This is a genomic window from Streptomyces platensis, from assembly GCF_008704855.1.
In the GTDB taxonomy this organism is placed as follows: Bacteria; Actinomycetota; Actinomycetes; order Streptomycetales; family Streptomycetaceae; genus Streptomyces; species Streptomyces platensis.
On the sequence record NZ_CP023691.1, the window covers coordinates 2886752 to 2911447 of the forward strand.

At 69.7% G+C, this 24696-nt stretch carries 24 protein-coding genes and 1 pseudogene; 21 read left to right on the forward strand and 4 right to left on the reverse strand.

All coding sequences use genetic code 11. The features are described from left to right. Nucleotides 1–23 precede the first annotated feature (23 nt). The 4 genes from CP981_RS12665 to CP981_RS12675 all read left to right on the forward strand — a co-directional run bounded on the left by CP981_RS12665 (nt 24) and on the right by CP981_RS12675 (nt 3190). Nucleotides 24–1448, forward strand: coding sequence for a hypothetical protein (locus CP981_RS12665; RefSeq protein ID WP_085927889.1), 1425 nt, complete (start codon nt 24–26; stop codon nt 1446–1448). 254 nt (nt 1449–1702) lie between these two features. Continuing rightward, the gene (locus CP981_RS37675) at nt 1703–1861 is read left to right on the forward strand and encodes a DUF7196 family protein (protein WP_006605773.1); all 159 of its coding nucleotides are present in this window, start codon (nt 1703–1705) and stop codon (nt 1859–1861) included. Between the two features lie 240 nt (nt 1862–2101). Further along, complete coding sequence (locus CP981_RS12670; RefSeq protein WP_085927888.1) at nt 2102–2389, forward strand: hypothetical protein; 288 nt, start codon at nt 2102–2104, stop codon at nt 2387–2389. A gap of 120 nt (nt 2390–2509) precedes the next feature. Then, nucleotides 2510–3190: a DUF899 family protein gene (locus CP981_RS12675; RefSeq protein ID WP_085927887.1), complete on the forward strand. Its 681-nt coding sequence runs from the start codon at nt 2510–2512 to the stop codon at nt 3188–3190. A 32-nt stretch (nt 3191–3222) separates the two neighbouring features. Here the strand turns inward: CP981_RS12675 and CP981_RS12680 are convergent, their stop codons facing one another. Then, complete coding sequence (locus CP981_RS12680; RefSeq protein ID WP_085927886.1) at nt 3223–4224, reverse strand: helix-turn-helix transcriptional regulator; 1002 nt, start codon at nt 4222–4224, stop codon at nt 3223–3225. A 63-nt stretch (nt 4225–4287) separates the two neighbouring features. On the opposite strand from CP981_RS12680, the gene CP981_RS12685 reads away from it, so the two are divergent. The 10 genes from CP981_RS12685 (at nt 4288) to CP981_RS12730 (ending at nt 14657) form a co-directional block, all read left to right on the forward strand. Then, nucleotides 4288–4674, forward strand: coding sequence for a VOC family protein (locus CP981_RS12685; RefSeq protein WP_085927885.1), 387 nt, complete (start codon nt 4288–4290; stop codon nt 4672–4674). 150 nt (nt 4675–4824) lie between these two features. Next, nucleotides 4825–6852 carry a glycoside hydrolase gene (locus CP981_RS12690; RefSeq protein WP_085927884.1) on the forward strand — a complete coding sequence of 676 codons (2028 nt, stop codon included), beginning with the start codon at nt 4825–4827 and terminating at the stop codon, nt 6850–6852. 180 nt (nt 6853–7032) lie between these two features. After that, a complete protein-coding gene (gene nirB / locus CP981_RS12695) occupies nt 7033–9687 on the forward strand; it encodes a nitrite reductase large subunit NirB (protein ID WP_085927883.1) in 2655 nt (884 codons plus the stop codon). Continuing rightward, the gene (nirD, locus tag CP981_RS12700) at nt 9687–10088 is read left to right on the forward strand and encodes a nitrite reductase small subunit NirD (RefSeq protein WP_085927882.1); all 402 of its coding nucleotides are present in this window, start codon (nt 9687–9689) and stop codon (nt 10086–10088) included. The genes nirB and nirD overlap by 1 nt, the downstream gene beginning before the upstream one ends. 119 nt (nt 10089–10207) lie before the next feature. After that, the gene (locus tag CP981_RS12705) at nt 10208–10705 is read left to right on the forward strand and encodes an SRPBCC family protein (RefSeq protein WP_085927881.1); all 498 of its coding nucleotides are present in this window, start codon (nt 10208–10210) and stop codon (nt 10703–10705) included. Between the two features lie 179 nt (nt 10706–10884). Next, complete coding sequence (locus CP981_RS12710) at nt 10885–11190, forward strand: ArsR/SmtB family transcription factor (RefSeq protein ID WP_085927880.1); 306 nt, start codon at nt 10885–10887, stop codon at nt 11188–11190. A gap of 253 nt (nt 11191–11443) precedes the next feature. After that, on the forward strand, nt 11444–12388 hold the full coding sequence (locus CP981_RS12715) for an oxidoreductase (protein ID WP_085927879.1): 945 nt from the start codon (nt 11444–11446) through the stop codon (nt 12386–12388). Nucleotides 12389–12416: 28 nt separating this feature from the next. Further along, a complete protein-coding gene (locus tag CP981_RS12720) occupies nt 12417–13148 on the forward strand; it encodes an RDD family protein (RefSeq protein WP_143659049.1) in 732 nt (243 codons plus the stop codon). A gap of 250 nt (nt 13149–13398) precedes the next feature. Next, nucleotides 13399–14196, forward strand: coding sequence for a maleylpyruvate isomerase family mycothiol-dependent enzyme (locus CP981_RS12725; RefSeq protein ID WP_085927877.1), 798 nt, complete (start codon nt 13399–13401; stop codon nt 14194–14196). 92 nt (nt 14197–14288) lie between these two features. Then, nucleotides 14289–14657 (forward strand): hypothetical protein, encoded by a 369-nt coding sequence (locus CP981_RS12730; RefSeq protein WP_085927876.1) that lies wholly within the window; start codon nt 14289–14291, stop codon nt 14655–14657. Nucleotides 14658–15077: 420 nt separating this feature from the next. On the opposite strand, the gene CP981_RS12735 is transcribed toward CP981_RS12730, so the two are convergent. Further along, a complete protein-coding gene (locus tag CP981_RS12735; RefSeq protein WP_143659104.1) occupies nt 15078–15551 on the reverse strand; it encodes a hypothetical protein in 474 nt (157 codons plus the stop codon). 114 nt (nt 15552–15665) lie between these two features. Between CP981_RS12735 and CP981_RS12740 the strand changes: the two genes are divergently transcribed. The 4 genes from CP981_RS12740 (at nt 15666) to CP981_RS12755 (ending at nt 20325) form a co-directional block, all read left to right on the forward strand. Continuing rightward, nucleotides 15666–16598, forward strand: a complete 933-nt coding sequence (locus CP981_RS12740; protein WP_143659106.1) for a toxin glutamine deamidase domain-containing protein — start codon at nt 15666–15668, stop codon at nt 16596–16598. After that, complete coding sequence (locus CP981_RS12745; RefSeq protein WP_143659108.1) at nt 16526–17590, forward strand: hypothetical protein; 1065 nt, start codon at nt 16526–16528, stop codon at nt 17588–17590. The genes CP981_RS12740 and CP981_RS12745 overlap by 73 nt, the downstream gene beginning before the upstream one ends. A gap of 63 nt (nt 17591–17653) precedes the next feature. Next, nucleotides 17654–19792, forward strand: coding sequence for an SUKH-4 family immunity protein (locus CP981_RS12750; RefSeq protein ID WP_085928715.1), 2139 nt, complete (start codon nt 17654–17656; stop codon nt 19790–19792). 176 nt (nt 19793–19968) lie between these two features. Next, nucleotides 19969–20325, forward strand: a complete 357-nt coding sequence (locus tag CP981_RS12755; RefSeq protein ID WP_085928716.1) for a hypothetical protein — start codon at nt 19969–19971, stop codon at nt 20323–20325. 224 nt (nt 20326–20549) lie between these two features. Here the strand turns inward: CP981_RS12755 and CP981_RS12760 are convergent. After that, nucleotides 20550–20821, reverse strand: a pseudogene (locus CP981_RS12760) (GNAT family N-acetyltransferase); the annotation flags it as partial. A gap of 74 nt (nt 20822–20895) precedes the next feature. Between CP981_RS12760 and CP981_RS12765 the strand changes: the two are divergent. Next, nucleotides 20896–21747: an immunity 49 family protein gene (locus CP981_RS12765; protein ID WP_244330027.1), complete on the forward strand. Its 852-nt coding sequence runs from the start codon at nt 20896–20898 to the stop codon at nt 21745–21747. 45 nt (nt 21748–21792) lie between these two features. Beyond that, nucleotides 21793–22110, forward strand: a complete 318-nt coding sequence (locus CP981_RS12770) for a hypothetical protein (protein WP_085927100.1) — start codon at nt 21793–21795, stop codon at nt 22108–22110. A 508-nt stretch (nt 22111–22618) separates the two neighbouring features. On the opposite strand, the gene aac(6') is transcribed toward CP981_RS12770, so the two are convergent. Then, nucleotides 22619–23143 (reverse strand): aminoglycoside 6'-N-acetyltransferase, encoded by a 525-nt coding sequence (gene aac(6'), locus CP981_RS12780; RefSeq protein WP_085927099.1) that lies wholly within the window; start codon nt 23141–23143, stop codon nt 22619–22621. Nucleotides 23144–23432: 289 nt separating this feature from the next. On the opposite strand from aac(6'), the gene CP981_RS12785 reads away from it, so the two are divergent. Beyond that, nucleotides 23433–24692, forward strand: a complete 1260-nt coding sequence (locus CP981_RS12785) for an ABC transporter substrate-binding protein (RefSeq protein ID WP_208852933.1) — start codon at nt 23433–23435, stop codon at nt 24690–24692. Nucleotides 24693–24696: the final 4 nt, after the last annotated feature.

A 24696-nucleotide genomic window follows, 5' to 3' on the forward strand; every position in this document is an offset into this window, starting at 1 on the left:
GCCTTCGAAAGGGGCTGTCCAACATGGCACTCACTCTCACTCTCACCCCGGCAACCGTTGCGGCGGGCGGGACCTTCACAGCAACGGCCGCCGGTGCCACAGCGGGAGAGTTGATCACCTTCACCTACGACGCGGCACTGCCCGTGGTGGTGAACGCTGACGGCGCGGGTAACGCGTCCGCCACCTTCACGGCGACCACCTCAGGCCCGGTGGTCGCCACCGGTACGACCAGTGGGGTAGCTGCGGCGACGCTGACCGTCAGCGCGGGACCGAACTGTGTGGTGACGCTGACCTCCGCGCCCCCCAGCCCCGTCGCCGCCGGCGCGCCGGTTACCTTGACCGCCACCGTCACCTGCGGCGGCGCCCCCGTCGTGGGCGCGCTGGTCCTGTTCACCACCCCCGGCGGCCCGATCGGAGTCGGCGTCACCGGTGCCACCGGCGCGGCCACCACGACCACCAGCTTGCTGCCCCCCGGCACCACCACCGTCACGGCCACCGTGATCGCCGCCACCACCACCTGCACCTGCGTCGGCGTCTCCGGGACCACGACCGTGACCGTCACCGCGCCGCCGAGCTGCGTGGTCACGCTGACCTCCGCGCCCCCCAGCCCGGTCGCCGTCGGCACGCCGGTGACCTTCACCGCCACCGTCACCTGCGGCGGCGCGCCCGTCGTGGGCGCGACAGTCCTCTTCAGCACCCCCGCCGGCCCGATCGGAGTCGGCGTCACCGGTCCCACCGGCACCGCCACCACGACCACCAACTTGCTGCCCTCCGGCACCACCACCGTCACGGCCACGGTCACCGGTGCCTCCACCACCTGCACCTGCATCGGCGTCTCCGCGACCACCACCGTGACCGTCACCGCGCCGCCGAGCTGCGTGGTCACGCTGACCTCCGCGCCCCCCAGCCCGGTCCCCGCCGGCACGCCGGTGACCCTCACCGCCACCGTCACCTGCGGCGGCGCCCCCGTCGTGGGCGCGACAGTCCTCTTCAGCACCCCCGCCGGGCCGATCGGAGTCGGCATCACCGGTCTGGGCGGTACCGCCACTACGACCACCAGCACGCTGCCCGCCGGAGCCAACGTCGTCACGGCCACCGTGCTCGCCGCCACCACCACCTGCTCCTGCGTCGGCGTCACCGCGACCACGACCGTGACCGTCGGCTCGGCGGCGGTGCTCACGGCGCAGCCGGCCTGCTACCGGCTGAACCTCACCACGCTGACCGCCCAGGCCACATTCACTGCGACGGGCGCGACGCCGGGTTCGACGGTCACGTTCCACCTGGGCACCGGGCCCAACGGCCCCGTGGCGTGCACCGCCGTGGCCAACGCGAGCGGCGTCGCCACCTGCACGGCCACCCTCAGCCTCTTCCAGCTGGTCTTCGTCACCTACACCGCGACCAGCGGGTCGCAGTCCTCCACCAGCTCCCTGGGGCCCTGCATCCCCTGACCCCCCGGCGCGCATGCGGCACAGCCAACAGCGTGCCGTCGCCCGCCTGAACCCGTGAAACCAGCTGAGGGCTGCTGAGCGGCCCGGCAACACAGCCGTCCCCCGTAACGCAACTACGGGGGACGGCTGTAGGGCCACAAGGATAGGCCCAGCGGCACCGGAGACGCGCGGGTGGAGCCCGGGACGCGCCTCGGGCCCCCAGGTCACGCGACGAGGGCTCCCCTCGCAAAAGAGAGACACAGAAGGAGTGCGACATGGGCTGCAATTGCGGCGGCGGCGCCCGTCCGACAGTCACCGTCTACCAGTTGAATCTGCCCGACGGCACCGCGCGCCAGTTCTACACCTGGCAAGAGGCCGAGGCCGCCAACCAGCGAGCGGGCGGCGGCGGCAGCATCGTCATCATCAATCAATAGACGACTTCGCCCAATAGACGACTTCGCCTCGACGCGAACGGAATCCTTCGGCCATGCGCCCGGCCGCGGCGGACACCTTCAGCCGTAGCGCAGCGGGCCGGCCGGCCGAGGCCGCCGTCTCCCCTCCAGCGCTTCGGGAAAACGGCCGGCCTCGGCCCTCGATAAGGGCATGTGCCGACCCGGGAGACGACCACGACCCCTTCTCGGGCCAGCCACTCACGGTGACAGGACACACTCCCCATGAGCCTTCCGGAGTTTCTTCTTTCCCTCGGCGCCACGTGCCGGCTCACCCGATTCATCACCAAGGACACCCTCGCGGCGGGCTTCCGCTCCTGGGTGGCCGACCGCTTCGGCGACGACTCCAAACCGTCCTACCTGGTCAGCTGTAGCTGGTGTACGAGCGTGTGGGTGGCCTCCGCGATGGCCCCGCTCACGCACTGGGCCGGCGGAAGCACCGCGCTCCAGGTCACCACCATGGCCCTGTCGCTCTCCTACCTCGCCGGGCTCGCTTCCCAGTGGCTCGACTGAGGCGTCCCCTCCGCGGCCCCGCGTCGCGTGGCGGGGCCCGGTGCGCGAGCCGACAATGAGGGCAGAGCAGACGGTGGCCAGGGACCGCGGCTACCCGCCGTAGTCGTCCAGGAGGTGGCAATGCGCCAGACCCAACTCACCAGGGAGTCGACCGCATACGCCGACGCCCGCGAGGAGCTGCGGCAGGCCGAGATCGAGCTGATGCGCCACCGCGAACGGGTCGCCGAACTGCGCCGGGGGCTGCCGCCGGGCCCCGTCGTGGACGACTACGTCTTCGAGGAGGGCCCCGCGGATCTGCACGCCGGGGACGCACCGGCGCGGAACGTGCGGCTCAGCGAGCTGTTCAGCGGGCCCGGCCGGGACCTGATCGTCTACCACTTCATGTTCGGCAAGCAGCAGAAGCAGGCCTGCCCGATGTGCACGATGTGGATCGACGGGTTCAACGGGATCGCCCACCACCTCACCCAGAACGCCGACTTCGCCGTCGTCGCCGCGGCCGAGCTGCCGGTGCTGCGGGCGTACGCGCGCGACCGCCGGTGGACGAACCTGCGGCTGCTCAGCGCCGGCGCGAACACCTTCAAGTACGACCTGGGCAGCGAGGACGCCGACGGCAACCAGGACTCGACGGTATCGGTCTTCACCCGCGACGACACCGGCTCGCTGCGCCACTTCTACTCGGTGCACCCCCGCATGGCCGACGACATCGACCAGCGCGGCATCGACCTGCTCACACCGGTGTGGCACCTGCTCGACCTCACGCCCGGGGGGCGCGGGGAGTGGTTCCCATCGCTCCGCTACTAGGCAGTGTCTCTTCGATCACTAGTGCGCTCCGGTCATGGGGGCTCGGCGCTCGTTCTCGTGCAATGTCGCTGCTGGGGCAAATCGTTCGCGTTGTCCTCGAAGAGTTCCTGGGTGCGGCGCAACAGGGCTTGCCGTACGGCCTCCGGTGACAGGACTCGCAGGGGTGTGGCCAGGCCGAGGAGGTATCTGGCGAGTCCGTCTGCGTCGGGGCCGCCGATGTCGACGATCGTGGCGTCGGGCCCTTCGGGACGGTGGGCACCGACTGTCGACGGGATGAGCTGCAGTGCTCGGTCCATGGGCACCGGGATACGGATCGTCGTATTGAGCGGGTAGGGGCCAGTCGCGACGGAGCGGGAGACGAGCAGCGCCGGGTCGGGCGGGTCGACGAGTTCGACCGGGTGACCGGTTGGTTGTAGATGGTCAACTCTGTCGGCCCGAAAGGTACGCCATTCGTCCCGCGTCACGTCCCGGGCGACGAAGTACCACCGGCGTCCGGTGTGGACGAGGCGGTATGGGTCAACGTCCCGGACGGTGGCTCGTCCCTCCCGGTCGTGGTACGAGAGGCGGGCGCGCTCGCCCCGGCGGCATGCGGCGGCCAGCTCCAGCAGCATGCCGGGCGTGATCTGCGGTTCGCCGGGCCTGGGGGTATGCACGAAGGCGGCGTCCATCTCGCCGAGCCGGTCCGCGATCCGCTGCGGCAGAACCTGTCGCAGTTTCAGCAGCGCGGACAGTGCGGCCTGGTCGCCGCCGAGAGCGCCGCTCAGCGCAGCCTCGCGCAGCCCGACAGCCACGGCGAACGCTTCTTCGTCATCGAGGATCAGCGGCGGCACCCGGGATCCGGCACGCAGGCGGTAGCCGCCCCACGGCCCGGGGTCGGACTCGATGGCGTAGCCAAGTTCCCGGAGCTTGGCGATGTCCCGCCGCACCGTGCGATCGGTGACCGCCATCCGGTCCGCCAGCTCACCGCACGTCCACGACGGCCGGGCGGCCAGCAAGGAGACCAGGCGCAGTAGGCGGGCGGATGCGCTGATCACGTTCTTGAGTGTTCCATATGACCAGGACCGAATCTGTCCTGGTCCCGCCCTAGGGTCCTCCTTATGACCACGGACAACACCTCCGCACCCACGTTGCGCTACTCGGCCGTCACCTTCGACTGCCCGGACCCGGCCGAACTGGCCCGCTTCTATGGCGAGGCCCTCGGCTTGCCTGTCGTCTTCTCCACCGACCACTTCGTCCTGCTCGGCCAGGAGGGCGCAGCCGGACTGGGATTCAACCGGCTGGCCGACTACCGCCCTCCCACCTGGCCGGACCCGTCCCGGGAAAAGCAGGCCCACATCGAACTGGGCGTCGATGACTTGGATGCCGCCCAAGCTCGGTTGCTCGCGCTGGGAGCCGTCAAGCCCGAGTTTCAGCCGGACCCCGACCGGTGGCGGGTCCTGCTGGACCCCGCGGGCCACCCGTTCTGCATCTCCACGCTGGTTTGAGCACGAGGCTCCCGGGACCAAGTCCCGGGAGCCTGCTGCGTTATACCGCCCCTCTGCGGTCCGGCACGGGGGCTCCTCAGCTCCTACCGCGGAGTCCCCACATGAGGCGGTTCTTAGAACCCTCTTAAAACCCGGGACTATCCAGTCCTCATGACATCCGAAGTTCCCCTGCCCCCCAAAACCACCGCCCGCAGCCGGACCACCACCACCCGCGTCCTGGCCGCCTCGCTCGCCCTCACCGCGACCGCCTTCGGGGTGGCCGGATGTGACAGTGCCGCCGCCGGCACGCTGGAGGGCAGTCGGCTCGAACTGCCCGTCCGCGGCGGTACGGCCGTCGTCGACACCGCCTCGCTGGCGGTGAACGCGCGCACCGCGGGCGGGCGGGACCTGGTGCTGTCCGGTCCGGCGGGCGATGGGCTCGGGAAGCCGGGGCCGGTGACGCGTACGGCCCGCGGGGCGCGCTGGAGTTACCCCGACAAGGGGCTGGAGGTCACGGCCGGTTCGGAGCGCGGGCGGCTGCGGATCACGCTGCGGGCGGACCGTGACGGGACGGTCAGCTGGCCGGTGACCGGGACCGACCGGGCCGCGTCCGCCCTGCAACTGCCGCGCGGTGAGGGGCTGGACGTGCCGGTGCGGGACGCGTTCTGGAACGGCGGGGCGGAGAAGGGCGGACTGGACGGCAGCACCGTCGATGTCAGCGAGGGGCTGTCGCTTCCGCTGTGGGGCTACTCGATGGGCGGCGGTAAGGGCGGGTCCGGCGGCGGGGCCGGGGTCAGCTATCTCACCCCCACCGATATCGGCACCTCGCTGCGCCTCGCGTCCACCGGAGGCCGGCTGCGCACCACCGCCGCGCATGCCTTCGACGCGGGTGAGGACACCCGTGACTACGAGGTCTCCTTCGCGCTGACCGACGGCAATCCGGTCGCCCCCGCCGCCGACTACCGCTCCTACCTCGCCCAGCGCGGGCAGCTCGGCAGCCTGCGCCGGAAGATCCGGCAGAACCCGGCCAACGGCAAGCTGCTCGGCGCGTTCCACGCCTATGTGTGGGGCGACGCCCGGACCGCCTCCGGGGTCGGCAGGCTGAAGCAGCTGGGCGTGGACCGGATGTGGCTCGGTTACGACGCGGGTCCGGGCCCGATGAACGCCGCGGCGGTGCGGGCCGCCAAGAAGGCGGGCTATCTCGTGGGCCCGTACGACACCTTCGCCAACGGGCAGGACCCGAAGTCCGCCGACAGCCCCACCTCGGTCTGGCCCGGCCGGGTCTACCCCGACTTCTGTATACGGAAGGCGGACGGCAGCCCGGAGGGCGGTTTCGGGGACCGTGGCTGCTACCTCAGCTCCCGTGCCTTCGAGCGGGCCGAACCGCGTAAGCACTATCTCGCCGACCGCACCCGCTCGATGGTCGCCAACGGCGCGGACAGCTACTTCCTGGATGTGGATGCCACGGGTGTGCTGTTCCGCGACCACGGCAAGGGCCATGAGATGACCAAGGCCGATGACCGTGCGATGCGGCTGGCCCGTATGCGGCGGCTGTCGAAGAACCTGGTGCTCGGCTCGGAGTCCGCGCAGGCCTGGGCCAACCAGGTGGTGGCCTACGACCACGGCTCGGGGACCGTGGACGCCGACGGCCTGTGGAAGCTGGAGCGCGACAAGAAGACCTGGGGCGGCTACTTCCCGGAGAAGGCCCCGGGCGCGTTCTTCAAGCCGGTGAAGCTGCCCGCCGAGCTGGCCACGGCCATGTACGACCCCGAATACCGCGTCCCCCTCTACGAGACCGCGCTGCACGGTTCGCTGGTCAACGCCGAGCGCTGGGAGCTGTCGTACGAGAAGCTGCCCGAGCAGAAGACCACCCGGGCGCTGCTGGCGATGCTCTACAACACCCCGCTCAACTACGTCCTCGACGGCCCGGCGCTGGAGAAGAAGGGGCCTGAGATGGCGGCGCTCCAGAAGTACTTCTCGCCGCTGCACCGGGCGGCCGGCACCGAGCGGCTGACCTCGTTCCGGTGGCTGACCGGGGACCGCAGCGTGCAGCGCACGGTCTTCGGCGACGGCACGCTGACCGTCACCGCCAACTTCGGCAGCCGGGCGCACGAGGGTCTGCCGGGCGGCTGTGTGGACGCCAAGCTGCGCACCGACGACAAGCCGCGGCGGCTGTGCCCGGCGCGGCCGCAGGGCTGACCGTCCGGTCAGCCGGGAGCGGACGGGCCCCAGGGGCGGGCCCTCACGCGGCCAGGGGCGGGCCCTGACGCGGCCGGGGCCCGCCCTCACACGGCGGCCCGCCCGCCACTGAGGGCAGCGTTCCGCCCGGGAAACAGAGCAGATGCGGGCGGGTAACAGCCGGACCGCAGGCTGAGGAACATGACCTCGATGCCACCGCACCCGGAAGCCACGCCGGCCGCCAAGCCTGGCACCACCCCCACCCTTGTCCTCATCGGCCACGGCATGGTCGGCCAGCGCTTCCTGGAGGAGCTGGCCGACCGCGGTGTCACCGGGCGGGCGCGGGTGGTCGTGCTGTGCGAGGAGCCCCGCCCGGCCTACGACCGCGTCCAGCTGACGTCGTACTTCGCCGGCCGCAGCCCGGACGACCTGAGCCTGGTCGATCCGGACTTCATGGCCCGCCACGGCATCGAACTGCACCTCGGTGACCCGGCCACGGCCGTCGACCGCACGGCCCGTACGGTCACCGCCCGCTCCGGCCTGACCGTCCGCTACGACGCCCTGGTGCTGGCCACCGGCTCGTACCCGTTCGTGCCGCCGGTGCCCGGCAAGGACAGTGCGGGCTGTTTCGTCTACCGCACCATCGAGGACCTGCTCGCCATCGAGGAGTACGCCGAGAACGCCCGCACGGGTGTGGTGGTCGGCGGCGGGCTGCTCGGCCTGGAGGCGGCCGGGGCGCTGAAGGGGCTGGGGCTGCGCACCCACATCGTGGAGTTCGCGCCGCGGCTGATGGCCCTCCAGGTCGACGAGGGCGGCGGCCGCGCGCTGCGCCGTACCGTCGAGGAGATGGGCCTGGAGGTGCACACCGGCGTCGGCGGCAAGGAGATCGTCGCGGACGGGGCCGGTGCGGTGACCGCCATGGGCCTGTCGGACGACTCCCGTATCGAGACCGATCTGGTCGTCTTCTCGGCCGGTGTCCGGCCCCGTGACCAGCTCGCCCGGGACTGCGGGCTGCCGGTCGGCGACCGCGGCGGCATCGTCGTCGACGAGCGGTGCCGCACCGCCGATCCCGCCGTGTACGCGATCGGCGAGTGCGCGCTGGCCGCCGACGGCCGGGTCTACGGTCTGGTCGCGCCCGGCTACGACATGGCCCGTACGGCCGCCGCCGGCCTCGCCGAGGCACTCGGCGCCGACACCGCACCGGCCGACGGCTTCACCGGCGCCGACCTGTCCACCAAGCTCAAGCTGCTCGGGGTGGACGTCGCCTCGTTCGGTGACGCGCACGGCGCCACCGACGGCTGTCTGGACGTGGTCTACTCCGACGCCCGCAGCGGTGTCTACAAGAAGCTGGTGATCGGCGCCGCGGGCGAACTGCTGGGCGGGGTGCTGGTCGGCGACGCCGAGGCGTACGGCATGCTGCGCCCGCTGACCGGCAGCGTCCCGCCGGTATCGCCCGAGCAGCTGGTGCTGCCCGCCGGAGCCGAGGGCGGGGCCGCCGCGCTCGGCCCGTCCGCGCTGCCGGACAGCGCGGTGCTGTGCAACTGCCACAACGTGACCAAGGGGACGGTCCGGGCGGCGGTCACCGAGCACTCCTGCGGCACCCTCCCCGAGGTCAAGAAGTGCACCAAGGCCGGTACCGGCTGCGGCAGTTGCGTCAAGTCGCTGACCGCGGTGATGAACGACGAGCTGGCCGCGTCCGGCGCCACCATCGACACCGGGCTGTGCGGCTGCTTCCCGCACACCCGCGCCGAGCTGTACGAGATCGTGCGCACCCTGCGGCTGACCACCTTCGCCGAACTGCTGGACTCGCACGGCCGCCCGGAGGCGCGGAACGGCGACGGCTGTGAGATCTGCAAGCCCACCGTCGGCTCGATCATCGCCTCGCTCGCCCCCAGCGTCGGCGCCGACGGCTATGTCCTCGACGGGGAACAGGCCGCCCTCCAGGACACCAACGACCACTTCCTCGCCAACCTCCAGCGCAACGGCTCGTACTCGATCGTGCCGCGCATCCCCGGCGGGGAGATCACCCCGGAGAAGCTGATCGTGATCGGCGAGGTGGCCCGCGACTTCGGCCTCTACACCAAGATCACCGGCGGTCAGCGGATCGACCTGTTCGGTGCCCGGGTCGACCAACTCCCCCAGGTGTGGGCCCGGTTGGTGGACGCGGGCTTCGAGTCGGGCCACGCGTACGGCAAGGCGCTGCGCACCGTGAAGTCGTGTGTGGGGCAGACCTGGTGCCGCTACGGCGTGCAGGACTCGGTCCGTATGGCCATCGATCTGGAGCTGCGCTACCGGGGGCTGCGCTCCCCGCACAAGCTCAAGTCCGCGGTCTCCGGCTGCGCGCGGGAGTGCGCGGAGGCCCGCGGCAAGGACTTCGGCGTCATCGCCACCTCCAACGGCTGGAACCTCTACGTCGGCGGCAACGGCGGCGCCGATCCGCGGCACGCCGATCTGCTCGCCCAGGACCTGAGCGACGCCGAACTGATCCGGCTGATCGACCGGTTCCTGATGTTCTACATCCGCACCGCGGACCGGCTGGAGCGCACCTCCGCCTGGCTGGAGCGGATCGAGGGCGGCCTCGACCACGTCCGGGACGTCGTGGTCCATGACTCCCTGGGTCTGTGCGACGAGCTGGAGGCCCTGATGGCCGCCCATGTCACCCACTACCGCGACGAATGGGCCGAGACCCTCGCCGACCCGGAGCGGCTGGCCCGCTTCGTCTCCTTCGTCAACGCGCCCGACGCGCCCGACCCGTCCGTCCGCTTCGTGCCGGAGCGCGACCAGGTCAAGCCGGACCTGACGCTGCTGGCCGGCCCGACCCTGCCCGTTCGCACCCTGGAAGGGACCTCCGTCTGATGACCACCGCCACCGCACCGCGCACCCGCACCGGGGCCGCCACCACGGCCGCCGGGACCGCCACCGTCGAGATCCGCTGCCCCCAGGGCTGGGTCGCGGTCTGCACCCTGGACGACCTCATCCCGGGGCGCGGGGTCGCCGCGCTCCTCCCGGACGGCACCCAGGCCGCGCTGTTCGTCGACCGCGCCGGGCAGCCCTACGCGATCGCCAACCGCGACCCGTTCACCGGCGCCCAGGTGCTCTCCCGCGGCCTGACCGGCTCGGCCGGCGGCCGCCCGTTCGTGGCCTCGCCCCTGCTCAAGCAGCGTTTCGACCTGGCGTCGGGCAGCTGCCTGGACGATCCGTCGGTCTCCGTCCCGGCGTACCGCGTACGGACGGGGAGCGGGGAACGCGCCTCCTGAGACCTGTTCGGGCCGGAGCGTTATGCGCAACCCATCGGTTGCACCTCCTGCCGCCACGTGCAACCATTGGGTAGCACGTAAGGCAGCAGCCGATCCGAGAACGGCAGGAGGCGCACGCCATGAGCACCGACAGCCACCGGAACACCGACAGCGGCTCGGGCGGCGGCAGGGACCGCATCGAGCGGGAGATCAGCATCGCCGCGCCCATGGAGCGGGTGTGGGCCGTGCTCACCGAACCGGAGCACGTCGGCTCGTGGTTCGGGCAGGGCACACCGACACCGGTCGATCTGCGGCCGGGCGGCATCATGCAGCTCGACCACGGCGAGTACGGACAGTTCCCGACCACCATCGTGACGGTGGACCCACCGCGTTACTTCGCCTACCGCTGGGCCAGCGCCTTCCCGGGCGAGGTGGCGACCGAGGGCAACTCCACCCTCGTCGAGTTCACCCTCACCCCGGAGGGCGACGGCACCCGGCTGCGCGTCGTGGAGACCGGCTTCGCCGCGCTCACCATCCCCGCGGACCGGCAGCCGACCGCCGGCTACGAGAGCCACTCCGAGGGCTGGTCCGGCCAGGTGGAGAACATCCGGCGGTACACGGAGCAGCTCGCGGCATGACGAGGGACGTGGGGGCGGGAGCGGGAGCGGGGCGGCCGGGAGAGGGGCGGCCTGGGACGGGGCGGGGCCCGGGTAGCGGCCCTGCCCGCGGTGCGGGTGCGGACGGCGGCGCGGGTGCGGACGGCGGCGCGGGTGTCGAATCCGGTGCGGGCCCGGACCCCGGTGCGGGCCCGGACGCCGTGGCCGAGGTGTTCGCCGCGCTGGCGGACCCGACCCGGCGCCGGATACTCGACGCCCTCGCCGCCCACGGCGAGGCGACCGCCACGGTGCTGGCGGCGGAACTGCCGGTCAGTCGCCAGGCCATCGTCAAACATCTGGGCGTCCTGGACCGGGCCGGTCTGGTCGCCGGCCACCGGGAGGGCCGGGAGGCCCGCTACCGGGTCATCCCGGAGCGGCTGGAGGTCACCGCCCGGTGGATGGACCGGGTGGCCGCCGCATGGGACACCCGCCTCTCCGCGATCAAGCGCCTCGCCGAAGGGGACTGACGGGGCCGGGGCGGAGCGCGACCAGGCCGGACCGGCGCGGAGGCGTGACCGGACCGGACCGGTGCGGAGGCGTGACCGGACCGGCGCAGCGGCGAGCAGGGCCGCCCGGCACGGTGCAGCGGCGAGCGGGGTCGGCCCGGCGCCGGGGGCCGGTGTCCAGGCGCGCGCGCCGCACCCGCCACCCCCACCCCTCCAACCCCACCCGCCTCACTCCGCGGCGTAACCTGGTTGCCCCCTACGGAGGAGTGCAGGCGTGACCAGGTGGAACACCAGCCACATCCCCGACCAGACCGGCCGCTCGGTGGTGGTCACGGGCGCGAACAGCGGTATCGGCTATGTCACCGCCCGCGAACTGGCCCGCCAGGGCGCCCGCGTACTGCTGGCCTGCCGCAACGAGACGCGCGGCATCGCCGCGCTGGACCGGCTGCGTTCCGAAGTCCCCACTGCCGAGGCCGAGTTCCGCGCCCTGGACCTGGCCGATCTGTCCTCCGTACGGGACTTCGCCGCCACCCTCGACGACTTCGACGGCGACCGCCTCGACCTGCTCATCAACAACGCCGGCGTGATGGCCCTGCCGCACCGCACCACCGCCGACGGCTTCGAGATGCAGTTCGGCACCAACCACCTCGGCCACTTCGCGCTGACCGGGCTGCTGCTGCCCAAGCTCCTCGCCACCCCCGGCGCCCGGGTCGTCACGGTCTCCAGCATGCTGCACGCCCTCGCCGACCTCGACTACAGCGACCTCAACAGCGAGCACACCTACCGCCGCTGGATCGCCTACGCCCGCTCGAAGAGCGCCAACCTCCTCTTCGTCCACGAGCTGACCCGGCGGCTGGCCGCGGCCGGTTCACAGGTCGTCGCGGCCGCCGCACACCCCGGATACGCCGCCACCAATCTCGCGACCGCGGGCGTCCGGATGGAGGGCCGCACCTCCACCGAGCGGATGGTCGAGCGGGCCAACCAGGTGCTCGCCCAGTCCCCCGACGGCGGTGCCCTGGGCACCCTCTGCGCGGCCACCGCCCCGCACATGCGCCCTGACTCCTTCATCGGCCCGCGCAGCGGACTGCGCGGCGCGCCCGCCCAGTCCTTCCGCGCCCCCTGGACCAAGAAGGACGCGAACGGCGAGCGCCTGTGGGCCGCCTCGGAACAACTCACCGGTGTCCGCTACGACTTCTCCCGGCCCGCTGCGGCATTCTGACCCGCACGGCATGGAAAGATCCGGACCCGTGTACGAACGACCTTTCCCTCCGCAGCAACCCTCCCCGCAGGGCCCGCCGCCCCCACAGCCCTACCAGCCGCACCCCTATCAGGGTGCGCCGCAGCCCTATCAGGGGGCGCCGCACGGGGCTCCCCCGCAACAGCCGTACGAGGGGGCATCGCACCCCTATCAGGGACCGCAGCACCCGGCCCCTCCCCAACAGCCGTACCCGGGACCGCCGTACCAGGGACCGCCGCACCCGCACGCTGCGCACCCGTACGCCCCGCAGCCGACCGCGCAGTCCCCGTACGGTCCGCCCGCCGCGGCTCCGCGCATCCCCAACGAGGTGGACACCATGCGCCGGTTCGGGGCGATCCTCCTCGACGGGCTACTGGCCCTGACCGCCGCCTATATCGCCCTGATCTCCGCCGGCCACGCCGATCTGCCGGCCCTTCAGACCTTCTACACCGTCGCCGGGGCGGGCTTCGGAATCTCGTTCCTCAACCATGTCCTGCTGACCCGCATCGGCGGCGCGAGCCTCGGCAAGTTCGCGGTCCGTACCCGCGTCATCCGCGAAACGGACGCCAGCCGTCCGCGGCTGCCCCGGCTGTTCCGCCGCTGGCTGGGCGGCTACCTCTTCCTAGTGGTCTGGATCATCGCCGCCTGCTTCGATATGGAGGACGACCCCGAGGACTTCTGCGGGGTCCGCCTGGTCCGCTACAAGGACCTGCGGGCCCTCGTTCCGGCATACGGGCGCTGAAAAGAGGGGGCGGAGCACGGCGGCACGGCGCAGGGCCGCCGCACTCTCCGGGCACGTCCCCCATCGCCCCACCGGCTCGCGGAACCACTGCGGGCCGCTGGTGCCTGCCCGGGTCGGGGACGACGAACAATGCCGCAGGTGTCCCCGCCCGATGGCCGCCCGGAGGAACCACCGGCTCCGCTTCCGCCTGGCGGCGCCCGCTCGCACGTGGTGACCGCTCATTGTCCGTGGCGGCCTCTACCGTGACGCCATGGACGCCACCATGGATTACGACGACCACTGCGCCGAAATCGTCCACCAGGCCGAGCTGCTGAGTTCCCAACTCGACGCGCACACGTCCCTGACCGCCTCGGTGCCCTCCTGCCCCGACTGGAACCTCGCCCAGCTGCTCCGGCATCTGGGCGAGGCCCACCGCTGGGTCGAGGACCTCGTCCGGACCCGGGCGACCGAGCCCCCGCCGGAGACCGCACTCCGGGTCCTCCCCCGCGACACCACCGAGACCCCGGCCGCCCTCGCCGCCTGGCTCACCGAGGGCGCCCGGCTCCTCGCGGACACGCTCCGCGCCGCCGGCCCCGACGCCCGGATCTGGACCCCGCTCCCCTCCGGCTCCCCGCGCTTCTTCGCCCGCCGCATGGCCCACGAGACGGTCATGCACCGGGCCGACGCCGCGCTCACCCTCGGCGCGGACTTCACCGTCGACCAGCGGGTCGCCCTCGACTGCCTCGACGAGTGGATGGAACTGGGCTCCCTGCCCGAGATGTTCGACTTCCACCCCGACCGCCGCGCCCTCCTCGGCCCTGGCCGCACCCTCCACTTCCACGCCACCGACACTCCACCGGAAGCGGCCGCCGACTGGCTCGTCGACCTCACCGGCGACACCCTCGCCTGGCGCCGCACCCAGGAACCGGCCGCCGTCTCCGTCCACGCCCCGCTGACGGACCTGCTGCTCCTCATCTACGGCCGCGTCCCGGGCGACCGCGACATCTTCGACATCACCGGCGACCAGGAACTGCTGGAATTCTGGCTGTCACGGGTGCTGTTCGGGTGAGCACGGGCACCCCGGAGGCGAACCGACCGGGCCGCCATGGCGTGAGTTAGGTTGACCAGCGTCCACCGGATCAGCAACTGGGAGTCAGCACGATGACCGAATACGACCAGCAGGGCGGTGCCGCCGGCCTGCCCCCCACGCCGCCCGAGTACCGTCCCCGGCTCGGGCCGGAGCCCCTGCCGACGAATGAGGCAGAAGCGCTGGAGATCGGCCGGAAGTACTTCCCCGAGGTCGGCTCACCCGGTGGACCGAGCTCGCTGTACGTGCATGAATTCGACATCGGCTACCTCATCCATGCGGGCTGGCCGGCAACCGAGGACCCCACTGGCCTTCCCTCTTCCCCGGGGGGAAGCAACATCGTCATCTCCAAGATCGACGGCTTGGTGGCGAGCGTGCCCAACTTCCCCGAGGAGGCGGCGGTGGAGATTTATCGCAGGGTGTACCGCCCGAACAGCTCCTGAGCCCGGACGGGTCGCCCGCCATCCCGCCCCAGGGCGGCCCCGCCACCACCCCGCCCCGCGGCGCCACCCCGCCCCGCAACAACGGCAGCGACGGCAACAGCAACAGCGGAAACATCCGGAACGGGAACAGGAACGCTCCCGCGGCCCCCAACCGCCGCCCCGACGGCTCGCAGGTCATCAACGACCCCACCCAACATCGCCGTCCGGAGCCTCCGCCGCACAACCCGCGCCTCGACGGTCCCCGCCGCGACACCCCCGCCACACCCCCCGGCAACAACCGCCGCCCCGACGGCTCGCAGATCGTCCGCGACCACACCGAGCAGCCCACCCCCGAACGCCCCCCCGCACAACCCCCGTCTCGACGGCCCCGCCCGCGACGACGGCTCCCGGCCCGAGAACTCCGATCCCCATCGCCCGGACTCACCCGGCCAGGACGACAGCCGCCCGCATACCCCTGCCGACCCGAGCGGCGACACCACTCACCCGGACGCGGCCCAGCGTCCGGACTCGCCCGGTACGAACCGGCCTCAGACCGACGGCCCCGACCAGGCTCCTTCGCGCCCGGACGCCCAAAACCCCGGCGCCCCGAACCCCAACTTCCCCCACCCACAGCAGCAGCCGTACGCGCAGCATCAGCAGCCGTACGCTCAGCAGCCGCACGTACAGAACCAGCAGCCCCACCAGCAGCCGTACGCTCAGCAGCAGCACCAGCCCACGCTGCAGAGTCACACGCCCCCTCAGCAGCACCCGCAGCAGCACGGGCCCCAGCACCAGCAACCCCCTCACCAGCAGCAGCGTGTCCCGCAGCAGCAGGCTCCTCACCACCAGCAGGCTCCCCACCACCAGCAACAGAACCCCCACCACACACAGCAACCGCCGAACCAAGACCCCCATCACCAGGCTCCGGTCCCGCAGCCCCCGCACGTCCGACGGAACTCCGACGTACGAAGCGGACTCAACCACCGCCCCCACGGCCTGCATTTGCCGTTCCCACGCGACCAACGCACCTTGGAGCAGAGCTTTCCACGCAACCAGGACGGCACTCCACGGCCCTTCAACGACCCATTCCAACCCTGGGCCCAACTGCAGAACGACGGCGGCATGGGCATCCACGGCCGCTCCAACAACTGCGCCGACTGCACCCGCTCCTTCATGGATTCCTGGTACGGCAACCCCCAGGTCTCCGCACCCCGCACCCTCGACCCGGACGGCCAGGGCGGCATCGACAACAGGACCGGAGAACGCGACGGCGTCGCCCACATCGAACAGTTCGCCGGCACCAGGTTCCGCACCTCCGGCAACAACTCCAAAGACGGCTACGCCCGCATAGCCGACGAACTCCGCCAAGCCGGCCACGGCGCATCAGCAGCCGTCCTGGTCGCCTGGCCCAACAAGCCCAACGGCGAATCCGGCGGCTCACACGTCTTCAACGCCGTCAACCACAACGGCAAAGTCATCTGGGTCGACAGCCAAAGCGGCGCAGTCAGCAAAAACCCCATCAACACCCAGGCCACAAAAGTCTGGCACCTCACCCTCGACGCCAACCGACAACCCTTCACCCCCACCACAGCCCAGCAACAAGCACAAGCACAGGCACAGGCACAGGCACAGGCACAGGCACAGGCACAGCAGCAAGCCCAGGCACACGCACAGGCACAAGCCCAACAGCAGCCCCAGAACCCCAACCCCTACCAGCAGCACCCCCCGTTGCAGACCCTGTACACCCCACAGCACCCTCCCCACCCGGCAGCCGTGCCCGACACGGCAGCCGGCGCCTCGCCCGGCCCGTCTTGCCGGAGAATGTCCGGGTGTTGCCAGATGAGGGGCAGCAGCTCCTTCGGGACAAACTCGATGTCTACGAGGCAGATATGCAGGCTGTCTACGACAGCGTGCGCGACTGGGTCGACGACGGAAGTCTCGAAGCTCTCATCCAGCACCTGACCCCCGATGAGCCCGAATCTCCGTCGGAGGAGGGCGGCTCCACCCCGGAGAACGGAGACGCCGAATCCGGCTCGAAGAAGCCCCCTAGGTTCACCCTGACGCCGGAGGAGCTCGGGCAAAGGCTCGACGGCTTCGCGGACATGGACGCCGGCCAGCGCGGAGCGGTGGTGTCGATCATCGCCCGATTGAGCCTCTCCTTCCATGAAAGTCATGCAGTCGGTGTTTCCCCGTATCCCGTCGAACGGCCGTACCGCTGGAAGGACGACCCGGATCGACCGGCTCCACTGCGACGCGACGCGCGGCGCCAGACCAACGACGCAAAATCCGCAGAAGAAGAAGACTCGCGCGGCGTGAAGCAGCACCGCAAGGCAAACTTCATAGAGGCAAAGGAATTCGCCGGAAATGTCCGCAGGCACCTTCTCGCGGAACTCGCAGATGCCGGCCGACCGGCATCCGACCTCAAGGACGCAGCTGAAGGTGACGGCGCCAGCAACACTCGGCCGGACTTCAGTGGACGTAATTACGCGGTGATTGAGGTATACGACCCGCAATCGGAGAAGACAAACTACATCGTTGACAGCTCCATTCCTCCCGGAGAAAAGGGCGTCAGCACTGCGCACTCCGAACCGCATCTGGTGGGCTATGTGAAGCGGTTGAATGAGGCGCGGGGGGACGATGCAAGCCAGCACATTCAGATACGCGCCATGTTCACGGAGCGGGAACCCTGCGGAACGGTGAAGGGCGCAGGTCACGCCGAGTGCTCCCCGTATCTGGTCCAGCATTCCAAGGGGACTACCGTGCATTACGCCACGACCTATCGGAGTGGCTCGTGGGTGGCCGACCCTGATCCGAACGGAATCCAGACCCGGACCAAGGCTCAGATCAAGGCCATGGTCGATGCCGAATTCCAGGACCATCTCAACGAAGTCGGCGAAATCTGGCTGTCGTTGCGTGATGCCCAGCGAAAGAACGGGACGGGAGCGGACGACTGAACGTCAAATATCCTGGCCCCGACTCCCCTGACACCCCAATTCTCCATCCAGTAGGGTACGTCCATGACCGATGCGCGCAATGAGGAACTCCATACCTCCGCCGACCGGCTTCTGGATGGTTTGACGGCAGCGGGCCGCGCCGGTGGCGTCTTCTTCGTGGCCGGCCCTCCTGGTACCGGGAAGAGCCGCGCACTGCAACTCGCCCACCGACGCATGCCCGAAGCGGCACTTATCGATTGCTTCGGGCTGCGCGCCGATGAAGTGATCCTCCAGGTGTTGGAGGCGTGCGGGGTACAGCGTCCGCATTCGGTCGCCAAAGAGAACCTTGATGCGCTGGTGAAGAACATCCGCGGCGATCACACCCTGTTCCTGACGAACGTGCAATGGGCAGGAACCCTGCGGACCACTGACGAGCCAGGACGCATCAGGCGCGCTGCTCTCCGGATGGGCAGGGCGAAGCGGTCCCGCATCCGCTTCGCCCTGGAGACCGCCGAGCCGCAGCAGACGCAGACCGCTGCGCCGCCCCATCTCATCCGCCTGGGAATCGCAAACCCCCTGAGCGCCCCGGAGGACCTGGCGCCCGAAATCCAGTCCCTGGCATTGGCGGAATATCCCGTGGTCCCCGTCCAGGCATGGAGCGTCCTGTGCGAAAGCATGGGTTTGACCACCACCCCCGCAGACCTTCAGGATTTCCCGGACCGATATCCCGATCTGCTGAAGTGGGTGCCGAATAACTCAACTACCGGTCCTGGCGTGGCTTTCACCCACGAAGGGATCGCGCACGCACTGCGCCTCTCCCACGCGGACGCCGGCGAAGCGCACGCGACGGTCCAGCGATTGCTGAGCGAGCGGCTGAGAGCGCACACGTATCCCCGTGGCTGGGCGGACGGCGACCCATTGGCTCGTTACGCGGCTCACGGCCTGCCGGGACATGCCGCAGCATCCGGAAATCTACCGGAGGTGCTGGAGGACCGGAGGGTACTCGCTCTCCTGGATCCGAGTTCGGTCCTGGAGGCATATCGCGCTGTCTTCGGCCGGGACGTCCCACCGGACACCATGGCCGCGCACCTGCGGTTCAGCGAGCTGTCCGGTATGGAACCCATGCGCCAAGGCGAGTGGGCAGCCTGGCTGCACCATTTTGCCGTCACCCATGGAGATCAAGAGGCCGCAAACGCGGTACTCGCCTCCGAAGTGACCTTGGAGTGGCGGACCTTGTGGTCCGAACTACGTCCGGCCGGTGCCTTCCTCGGGGAGAACCTTTCACGCCGCCCGACCGGCATCACCAGTCTCACCTGCACCGAACACACGGCTACCGCGACCAACGAATTGCTCGGAACCACATGGTCATGGGAACTCCGCTCAGGCCGGCCGCTCGACTCGGCTGATTCGAGCACCCAGGTCCTGGAGCCACGACGCATGGTGAACACGTCACATGGCTGGCGCCCGGCCCCTGGTGAATCCCGGGCTGTCTTCCTCCCCCGCTGCCCCAGGGACATTCGCGCGGCCGTACGGATCGGGGACATCGCCGTATTGGGTGGAGACCGCGGAGTCTTCGCTATGGAAATCCTCCAGAAGGAACCGGAACACGACGCGCTGCCCTGGCACGGCGTTCCCTTGCTGGATGCGTACGACCGCGAGGTCGTCGCGCGCCCGCTCCCCGAAGCTTTCCGGAACCCCACAGCAGCCCAACTGACCGAAGTATTCGGGAAAGATTCGCTGTTCCGGCCTACCGAGTCGAGCATCCCCGAAGGCCTGCGCGACACAGAAGCCGCTCAGTGGCTCGTGGAACACGGCCTGCCCATGGTGGAGCTTCTCACCCTCAACACACATGGTCTGGACACTCATTCGCTTCGAGAGATTCCGCCGCCGGATGAGCTACAAGCTTCAGCGAACCAGCGGACCGGTCCCTACGTCGCGTTGGGGGATCTCCTCGGCGGCGACCTGATCCTGGACGGTGAAACGGGACAGGTTCTGTGCACATCCGATGCTGTGGAAGATCAGCTGGCAGGCAGTAGCCTGAGTCAATTCTTCGCCATGTTCCACCTGATGGGGCGATATCACCTAATGCTCTCCGCATCACTTACCGTGGACCAGGCCGCGGCGGAAGCGGAGCTGCGGTCCTGGCTCCTGGAGATTGACCGCGAGGCTGCCTCCGGCGAGATCTGGGACACCTTGCTCAATGACCCGGAGGTCGAGCCGTAGGCCTCCCCCTTCCTCCGGTCAAGCGTGGAGTCAGCTCCCCCAACACTGCACGAGTTGAATACAGCGAGGAACCCACATGGCAGATCACAGCTCTTCAACGCCCGATCGACCATTGCTGATAAGTGCCGAAGAAGCCTTGGAGCTCACTCGCGGGAATAGGAAGGTGAGGTAACGACATGACGCAATCCAATCCCCCAAGCCCCGGACAACCCGACCGGCCGGTGCCGACCAACGCCGAGGAAGCCATTGAGATTGCCCGCACGCAGTACTCGCCCGTTTGGCCGGACGGTTCCCCCGCTCCGCTCAACGTGAGCGAGTTCGACATCGGATACATCGTCTACGCCGAACTCCCTCCCCATCCGAAGACCACCCCGACGGGAGAGCGCAATCGGCCCAGAAGCCCCGGAGGTTCCTGTGTCGTGGTCACCAAGGACACCGGCGAGATTTGCCGGGTCCCGCACCGGCCACTCCCCGACTCGATCGCCCTTTTCCGTAAGTTCTACCGGCCGGAGACGCTGCAAGACGGACAATAATACGTCGCAGAACGAATCCAGCGTTTCGCCGGAGGACCCCTGGACCACCGTGCCGACGTCCGCCGACGAAGCACTGGCCGCAGTCCGCGCCGGCTTCCGGCTCCGCTGCCCGAACGGCACCGCTGCGCCCGTACAGGTGCGGGAATTCGACATCGACACGAGGGGAGCGCAGCAGATGCGTCCGCCGTCCCGTCTCGCTCAGGACATTCTCGGCCGCGGCCCCCTCACATCAATTCATCCGCCAGCAAATCCATCAGCAAGCCGTCCGCCCACCCGCCCGTGGGGTAGTCGCGTCCGTAAGCGCGCATGATTCCCACCGGTTTGAAGCCGACCTTGCGGTAACTGCGGATGGCGGCGGTGTTGCTGGCGGCCGGGTCGATGGTCAGGCAGTGGTGGCCGCGTTGTGGATCAGCCGATGGGCGAGTGTGCGGACGGCGTCCGTTCCGAGGCCCTGGCCGTGGCGGTTCGTGGTGAGGAAGATATCGATGGCTGAGTGCCGGACGGCGAGAAGCATGGGGGCGCGAGATGTACCAGTTCGATATCAGGACAGAAAGGAGAAGCAGCAGCAGAATGATCAAAATTCCTCGGCATGAGTTCCCCACGAGGAACGTCGGCCTCCTGCTGGAGGTACTGACCCCGGACCTGCAGACGGAAATTGACAGCCTTTCGAGGAATTCGGAATGGTTCACCACGACCTTGGCCTCTGCGGTCCAGGTGCTCAATGTGCGCTGCGCCGATGACCCGACGGCCGCGAAGCTTGAGACGTGGGAGTCATGTGTCACGGCGATGCAGGTGGGCTCCGCGCTCTTCGCCTCGGCGCGGGCGAACACCGAGAGCGTGGAATGCCTCATCGATCACAAGCGCCGCACCATCCCGGCCGGAGCTCAGTCCTGGGTGGACGCCGGCAACTGGCTCACGGCCTTCTGGCTGGCCTGTGTGTGCCGGGAGAAGGGGCGCCTGAACGAGCTGTGCCAGGTCCCGGTATCACTCCTGCGTAACTCCGGCGCGGTATTTGACGAATACCTCTATCACTGGGTCGAGGCTCTGCAGGCCTACTGGCTGCAGCAGCCCCAACTCGGCGACAAGTTGGTGGCCGCCGTGGAAGGCACCGATCCCGATGCCATCCGGCACACCGAAGCGGGAGGCGTCCTTCGCCTCATGTATCCGCCGATGAACCTGCTGACGCAGCTGGTCCGCGGCGACGAGGAGAAGTTCAACGCCGAACTCGTCAAGGCGCTGGAATGGCACAAGGACCACTGGACCCGTGACGACCGCGAGGTCAACCCGGAAGGCTTTATCTCCCTGGGCCTCACAGCGGTCACCTGCCTCGCCCGTGACGCGGGTTTCACCATCACGGTTGAGTCCGAGTACCTGCCCGAGGGCCTGCTCGACGCCGAATGGGTCGGCGAATTTCCCACATAACACCCCACCAGTTCTCAGGCGAGAACCGTGCACCACAGGAGACACATGACCAGCCGGCAAGACAATCTCACTCCGCCCACCACCCCCGACGAAGCGCTCGCCATCGTCCGTAGTCGCTACGCCGAGCCCACGCTGGCGGACGGCTCGCCCGCACCAATGCAGGTCGAAGAATTCGACATCGGTTATCTCGTGTACGCCGAGTACCCCGACGCCCTCGACGCATCGGACGAGCCCCAGCCGGCCCCGCCCGGCGGCTCAAACATCATCGTGGCCAAGGACACCGGCGAAACCGTCACCGTGCCCAACCTCCCCACCGAGACAGCCATCGCCCTCTATCGGCAGCAGCGCCAGTCGCCCGCGTAGCGGGCGTGGCCCGCCAGCCCGGCAAACCTCAGGCCGCAGACCGCAGACCGCAGACCGCAGACCGCAGACCGCACACAAGGGAAGGCATGACGGAGCAGAGCGATTCGCCGGAGTTCCGGAACGCCGTACCGACGACCGTCGACGAAGCGCCGGCAACAGCCCACGCCGCCTTTCGGCCCCGCTGCCACGACGGCACCCTCGCCTCCGTGCGGGTCCAGGAGTTCGACAGCGGCTCTCTCTTCTACGCCACGCTCCCGCCCACCGAGCCTCGGTCCTTCGGTGGAAGTCACCTCGTCATCTCCACAACTGACGGCGCGCTGCCTTCGTCCCCAGCTTCCCCCCGGATACACCGATCGCCCGCTACCGCGAGCGCCGCCGCCTCATCACTTGAGCTCAGTCTCCCGCCCTGCATTCGGTGGCCCCGGCCGGCTTGGCGAAGCGCCCGGGGTGCACAGCGGATGCGTCCGCCGTCCCGTCCCGCTCACCCAGGGCCTTCCCGTCGTGCCGCTCACGTCAATTCATCCGCCAGCAGATCCATCAGCAAGCCGTCCGCCCACCCGCCCGTGCGGTAGTCGCGTCCGTAAGCGCGCATGATTCCCACCGGTTTGAAGCCGACCTTGCGGTAGCTGCGGATGGCGGCGGTGTTGGCGGCGGCCGGGTCGATGGTCAGGCGGTGGTGGCCGCGTTTGTGGATCAGCCAGTGGGCGAGTGTGCGGACGGCGTCCGTTCCCAGGCCCTGGCCGTGGCGGTTCGTGGTGAGGAAGATGTCGATGCCGGCGTGCCGGAATTCGGGGTCCGTCTCCTCGGAGAACTGGATCGCCCCGATGACCTCGTCGTCGACGAGAACGGCGAGCATGTCCCGGTAGTCGTCGGGCACGGACCACCACGCCGCGACTTCCGGCTCCCGGACGATGCGGTCGAGGGTGGGGACATCCGCTTCCGTTGTCGGCCGCAGCACGACCGCCGCGCCACGCAGTTCGCCTGGTGTCCCGCACGATTCCTGTCGTCGGTCGTCGCCACTGTCCGAGTTCATCTCCGTATTGTCCCGCGAAGGCAGGGCCGGGCAGGAACGGTCAGGGCCGAACAGCCGACCTTGGCACGCGATTCGGTCAAGTTGCGGGTCCACGAGTTCGTTCCGGACACCGACCAGGCGGCGGGGGAGCCCAACGGCGGCCAACGTTCCCGCACAGACCAAATGCCCCCATCACCCCATACGGCACCATGGACGACCGCACCGTCGGTGATCGACCATAACCGGGACGTGACAAGCGCACGGGACGACGTGTCGTGCGAAAGGTGACGACCGCAGGGGGCGACCTGACATGACCGAGATCAACAGGCGGCGGCTGCTGGCGGCCGGGGGTGGGGTCGCGCTTGCCGCGGGCCTGACGACCGCATGCGGTTCCAACACCGGGCGGGGCGGCGGCAGTTCGGGGCCGGAGATCAAGCAGTGGTATCACCAGTACGGCGAGCCGGGGGCCGAGCGGGCCGTGAAGCGGTATGCCGCCGCGTACCGGAAGGCGGATGTCTCGGTGCAGTGGCGGCCGGGGGATTACGACCGGCAGACGGCGGCGGCGCTGCTGACCGACTCGGGGCCGGATGTGTTCGAGGTCAACGGGCCGCTGCTGGAGCAGATCCAGGGCGGGCAGGTGGTCGATCTGACCGATGTCGTCGAGCCGGTCAAGGATGACTTCCACCAGGCCGCGCTGGCGCCGAAGATCTGGCAGGACAAGGTCTGGGGCATCCCGCAGGTCGTGGACATGCAGCTGCTCTATTACCGCAAGAGCCTGCTGAGGGAGGCCGGGGTCCGGCCGCCGCGGACGCTCGATGAGCTGGTGGACGGGGCGAAGAAGCTCAGCAACAAGAAGGCCAAGGGGCTGTTCCTGGGGAATGACGGCGGAGTGGGGGTGCTCGGCGGGACGCCGTTGTTCGCCGCCGGCCTGAGTCTGGTCGACGCGGACGGCAAGGCCGGGTTCGACGATCCGGCCGCCGCCCGCACTCTCACCAAGATCCGTCAGCTGTACGCCGACAAGTCACTGCTGCTGGGGGCGCCCACGGACTGGTCCGATCCGGCCGCGTTCATCCAGGGGCTGACCGCGATGCAGTGGTCGGGGCTGTGGGCGCTGCCGCAGATCAAGAAGGCGCTGGGGGACGACTTCGGGGTGCTGCCGTTCCCGGCGGACGGCAGCGGCGGGAAGCCGTCCGTTCCGGTGGGTGCCTATGGCTCGGCGGTCAGTGCGCGGAGCAGGCGCAAGGCGGAGGCGAAGGCCTTCGTGAAGTGGCTGTGGGTGGACCGCACCGATTTCCAGCAGGATTTCGCGCTGTCGTACGGGTTCCATATCCCGGCCCGGATCTCGCTGGCGAAGAAGGCCGAGCAGCTGCGGGAGGGGCCGGCGGCGGATGCGGTGCGCTTGGCCACCGATCACGGTTATGCGGAGCCGCTGTTGTGGACGACCGCGGACCGTACCGCCTATCAGGACGCGCTGAGCCGGATCATCAAGGACGGCGCCAACCCGGAGAGTGAGCTGAGGACCGTGGTGCGCAAGGTCAACGCCGAGCTTCAGCGGGTCAGGAAGAAGTGACGGC

Bases quoted from the DNA above. Each gene is read 5' to 3' on its own strand.
- nirB (WP_085927883.1), top strand. From the start codon at position 7,033: ATGACCTCGATGCCACCGCACCCGGAAGCCACGCCGGCCGCCAAGCCT.
- nirD (WP_085927882.1), top strand. From the start codon at position 9,687: ATGACCACCGCCACCGCACCGCGCACCCGCACCGGGGCCGCCACCACG.
- CP981_RS12750 (WP_085928715.1), top strand. From the start codon at position 17,654: ATGACCGATGCGCGCAATGAGGAACTCCATACCTCCGCCGACCGGCTT.
- CP981_RS12675 (WP_085927887.1), top strand. From the start codon at position 2,510: ATGCGCCAGACCCAACTCACCAGGGAGTCGACCGCATACGCCGACGCC.
- CP981_RS12690 (WP_085927884.1), top strand. From the start codon at position 4,825: ATGACATCCGAAGTTCCCCTGCCCCCCAAAACCACCGCCCGCAGCCGG.
- CP981_RS12785 (WP_208852933.1), top strand. From the start codon at position 23,433: ATGACCGAGATCAACAGGCGGCGGCTGCTGGCGGCCGGGGGTGGGGTC.
- CP981_RS12745 (WP_143659108.1), top strand. From the start codon at position 16,526: ATGCAGGCTGTCTACGACAGCGTGCGCGACTGGGTCGACGACGGAAGT.
- CP981_RS12730 (WP_085927876.1), top strand. From the start codon at position 14,289: ATGACCGAATACGACCAGCAGGGCGGTGCCGCCGGCCTGCCCCCCACG.
- CP981_RS12755 (WP_085928716.1), top strand. From the start codon at position 19,969: ATGACGCAATCCAATCCCCCAAGCCCCGGACAACCCGACCGGCCGGTG.
- CP981_RS12665 (WP_085927889.1), top strand. From the start codon at position 24: ATGGCACTCACTCTCACTCTCACCCCGGCAACCGTTGCGGCGGGCGGG.
- CP981_RS12770 (WP_085927100.1), top strand. From the start codon at position 21,793: ATGACCAGCCGGCAAGACAATCTCACTCCGCCCACCACCCCCGACGAA.
- CP981_RS12725 (WP_085927877.1), top strand. From the start codon at position 13,399: ATGGACGCCACCATGGATTACGACGACCACTGCGCCGAAATCGTCCAC.
- CP981_RS12735 (WP_143659104.1), bottom strand. From the start codon at position 15,551: ATGGGGGTCTTGGTTCGGCGGTTGCTGTGTGTGGTGGGGGTTCTGTTG.
- CP981_RS12670 (WP_085927888.1), top strand. From the start codon at position 2,102: ATGAGCCTTCCGGAGTTTCTTCTTTCCCTCGGCGCCACGTGCCGGCTC.
- CP981_RS12685 (WP_085927885.1), top strand. From the start codon at position 4,288: ATGACCACGGACAACACCTCCGCACCCACGTTGCGCTACTCGGCCGTC.
- CP981_RS12765 (WP_244330027.1), top strand. From the start codon at position 20,896: ATGATCAAAATTCCTCGGCATGAGTTCCCCACGAGGAACGTCGGCCTC.
- CP981_RS37675 (WP_006605773.1), top strand. From the start codon at position 1,703: ATGGGCTGCAATTGCGGCGGCGGCGCCCGTCCGACAGTCACCGTCTAC.
- CP981_RS12705 (WP_085927881.1), top strand. From the start codon at position 10,208: ATGAGCACCGACAGCCACCGGAACACCGACAGCGGCTCGGGCGGCGGC.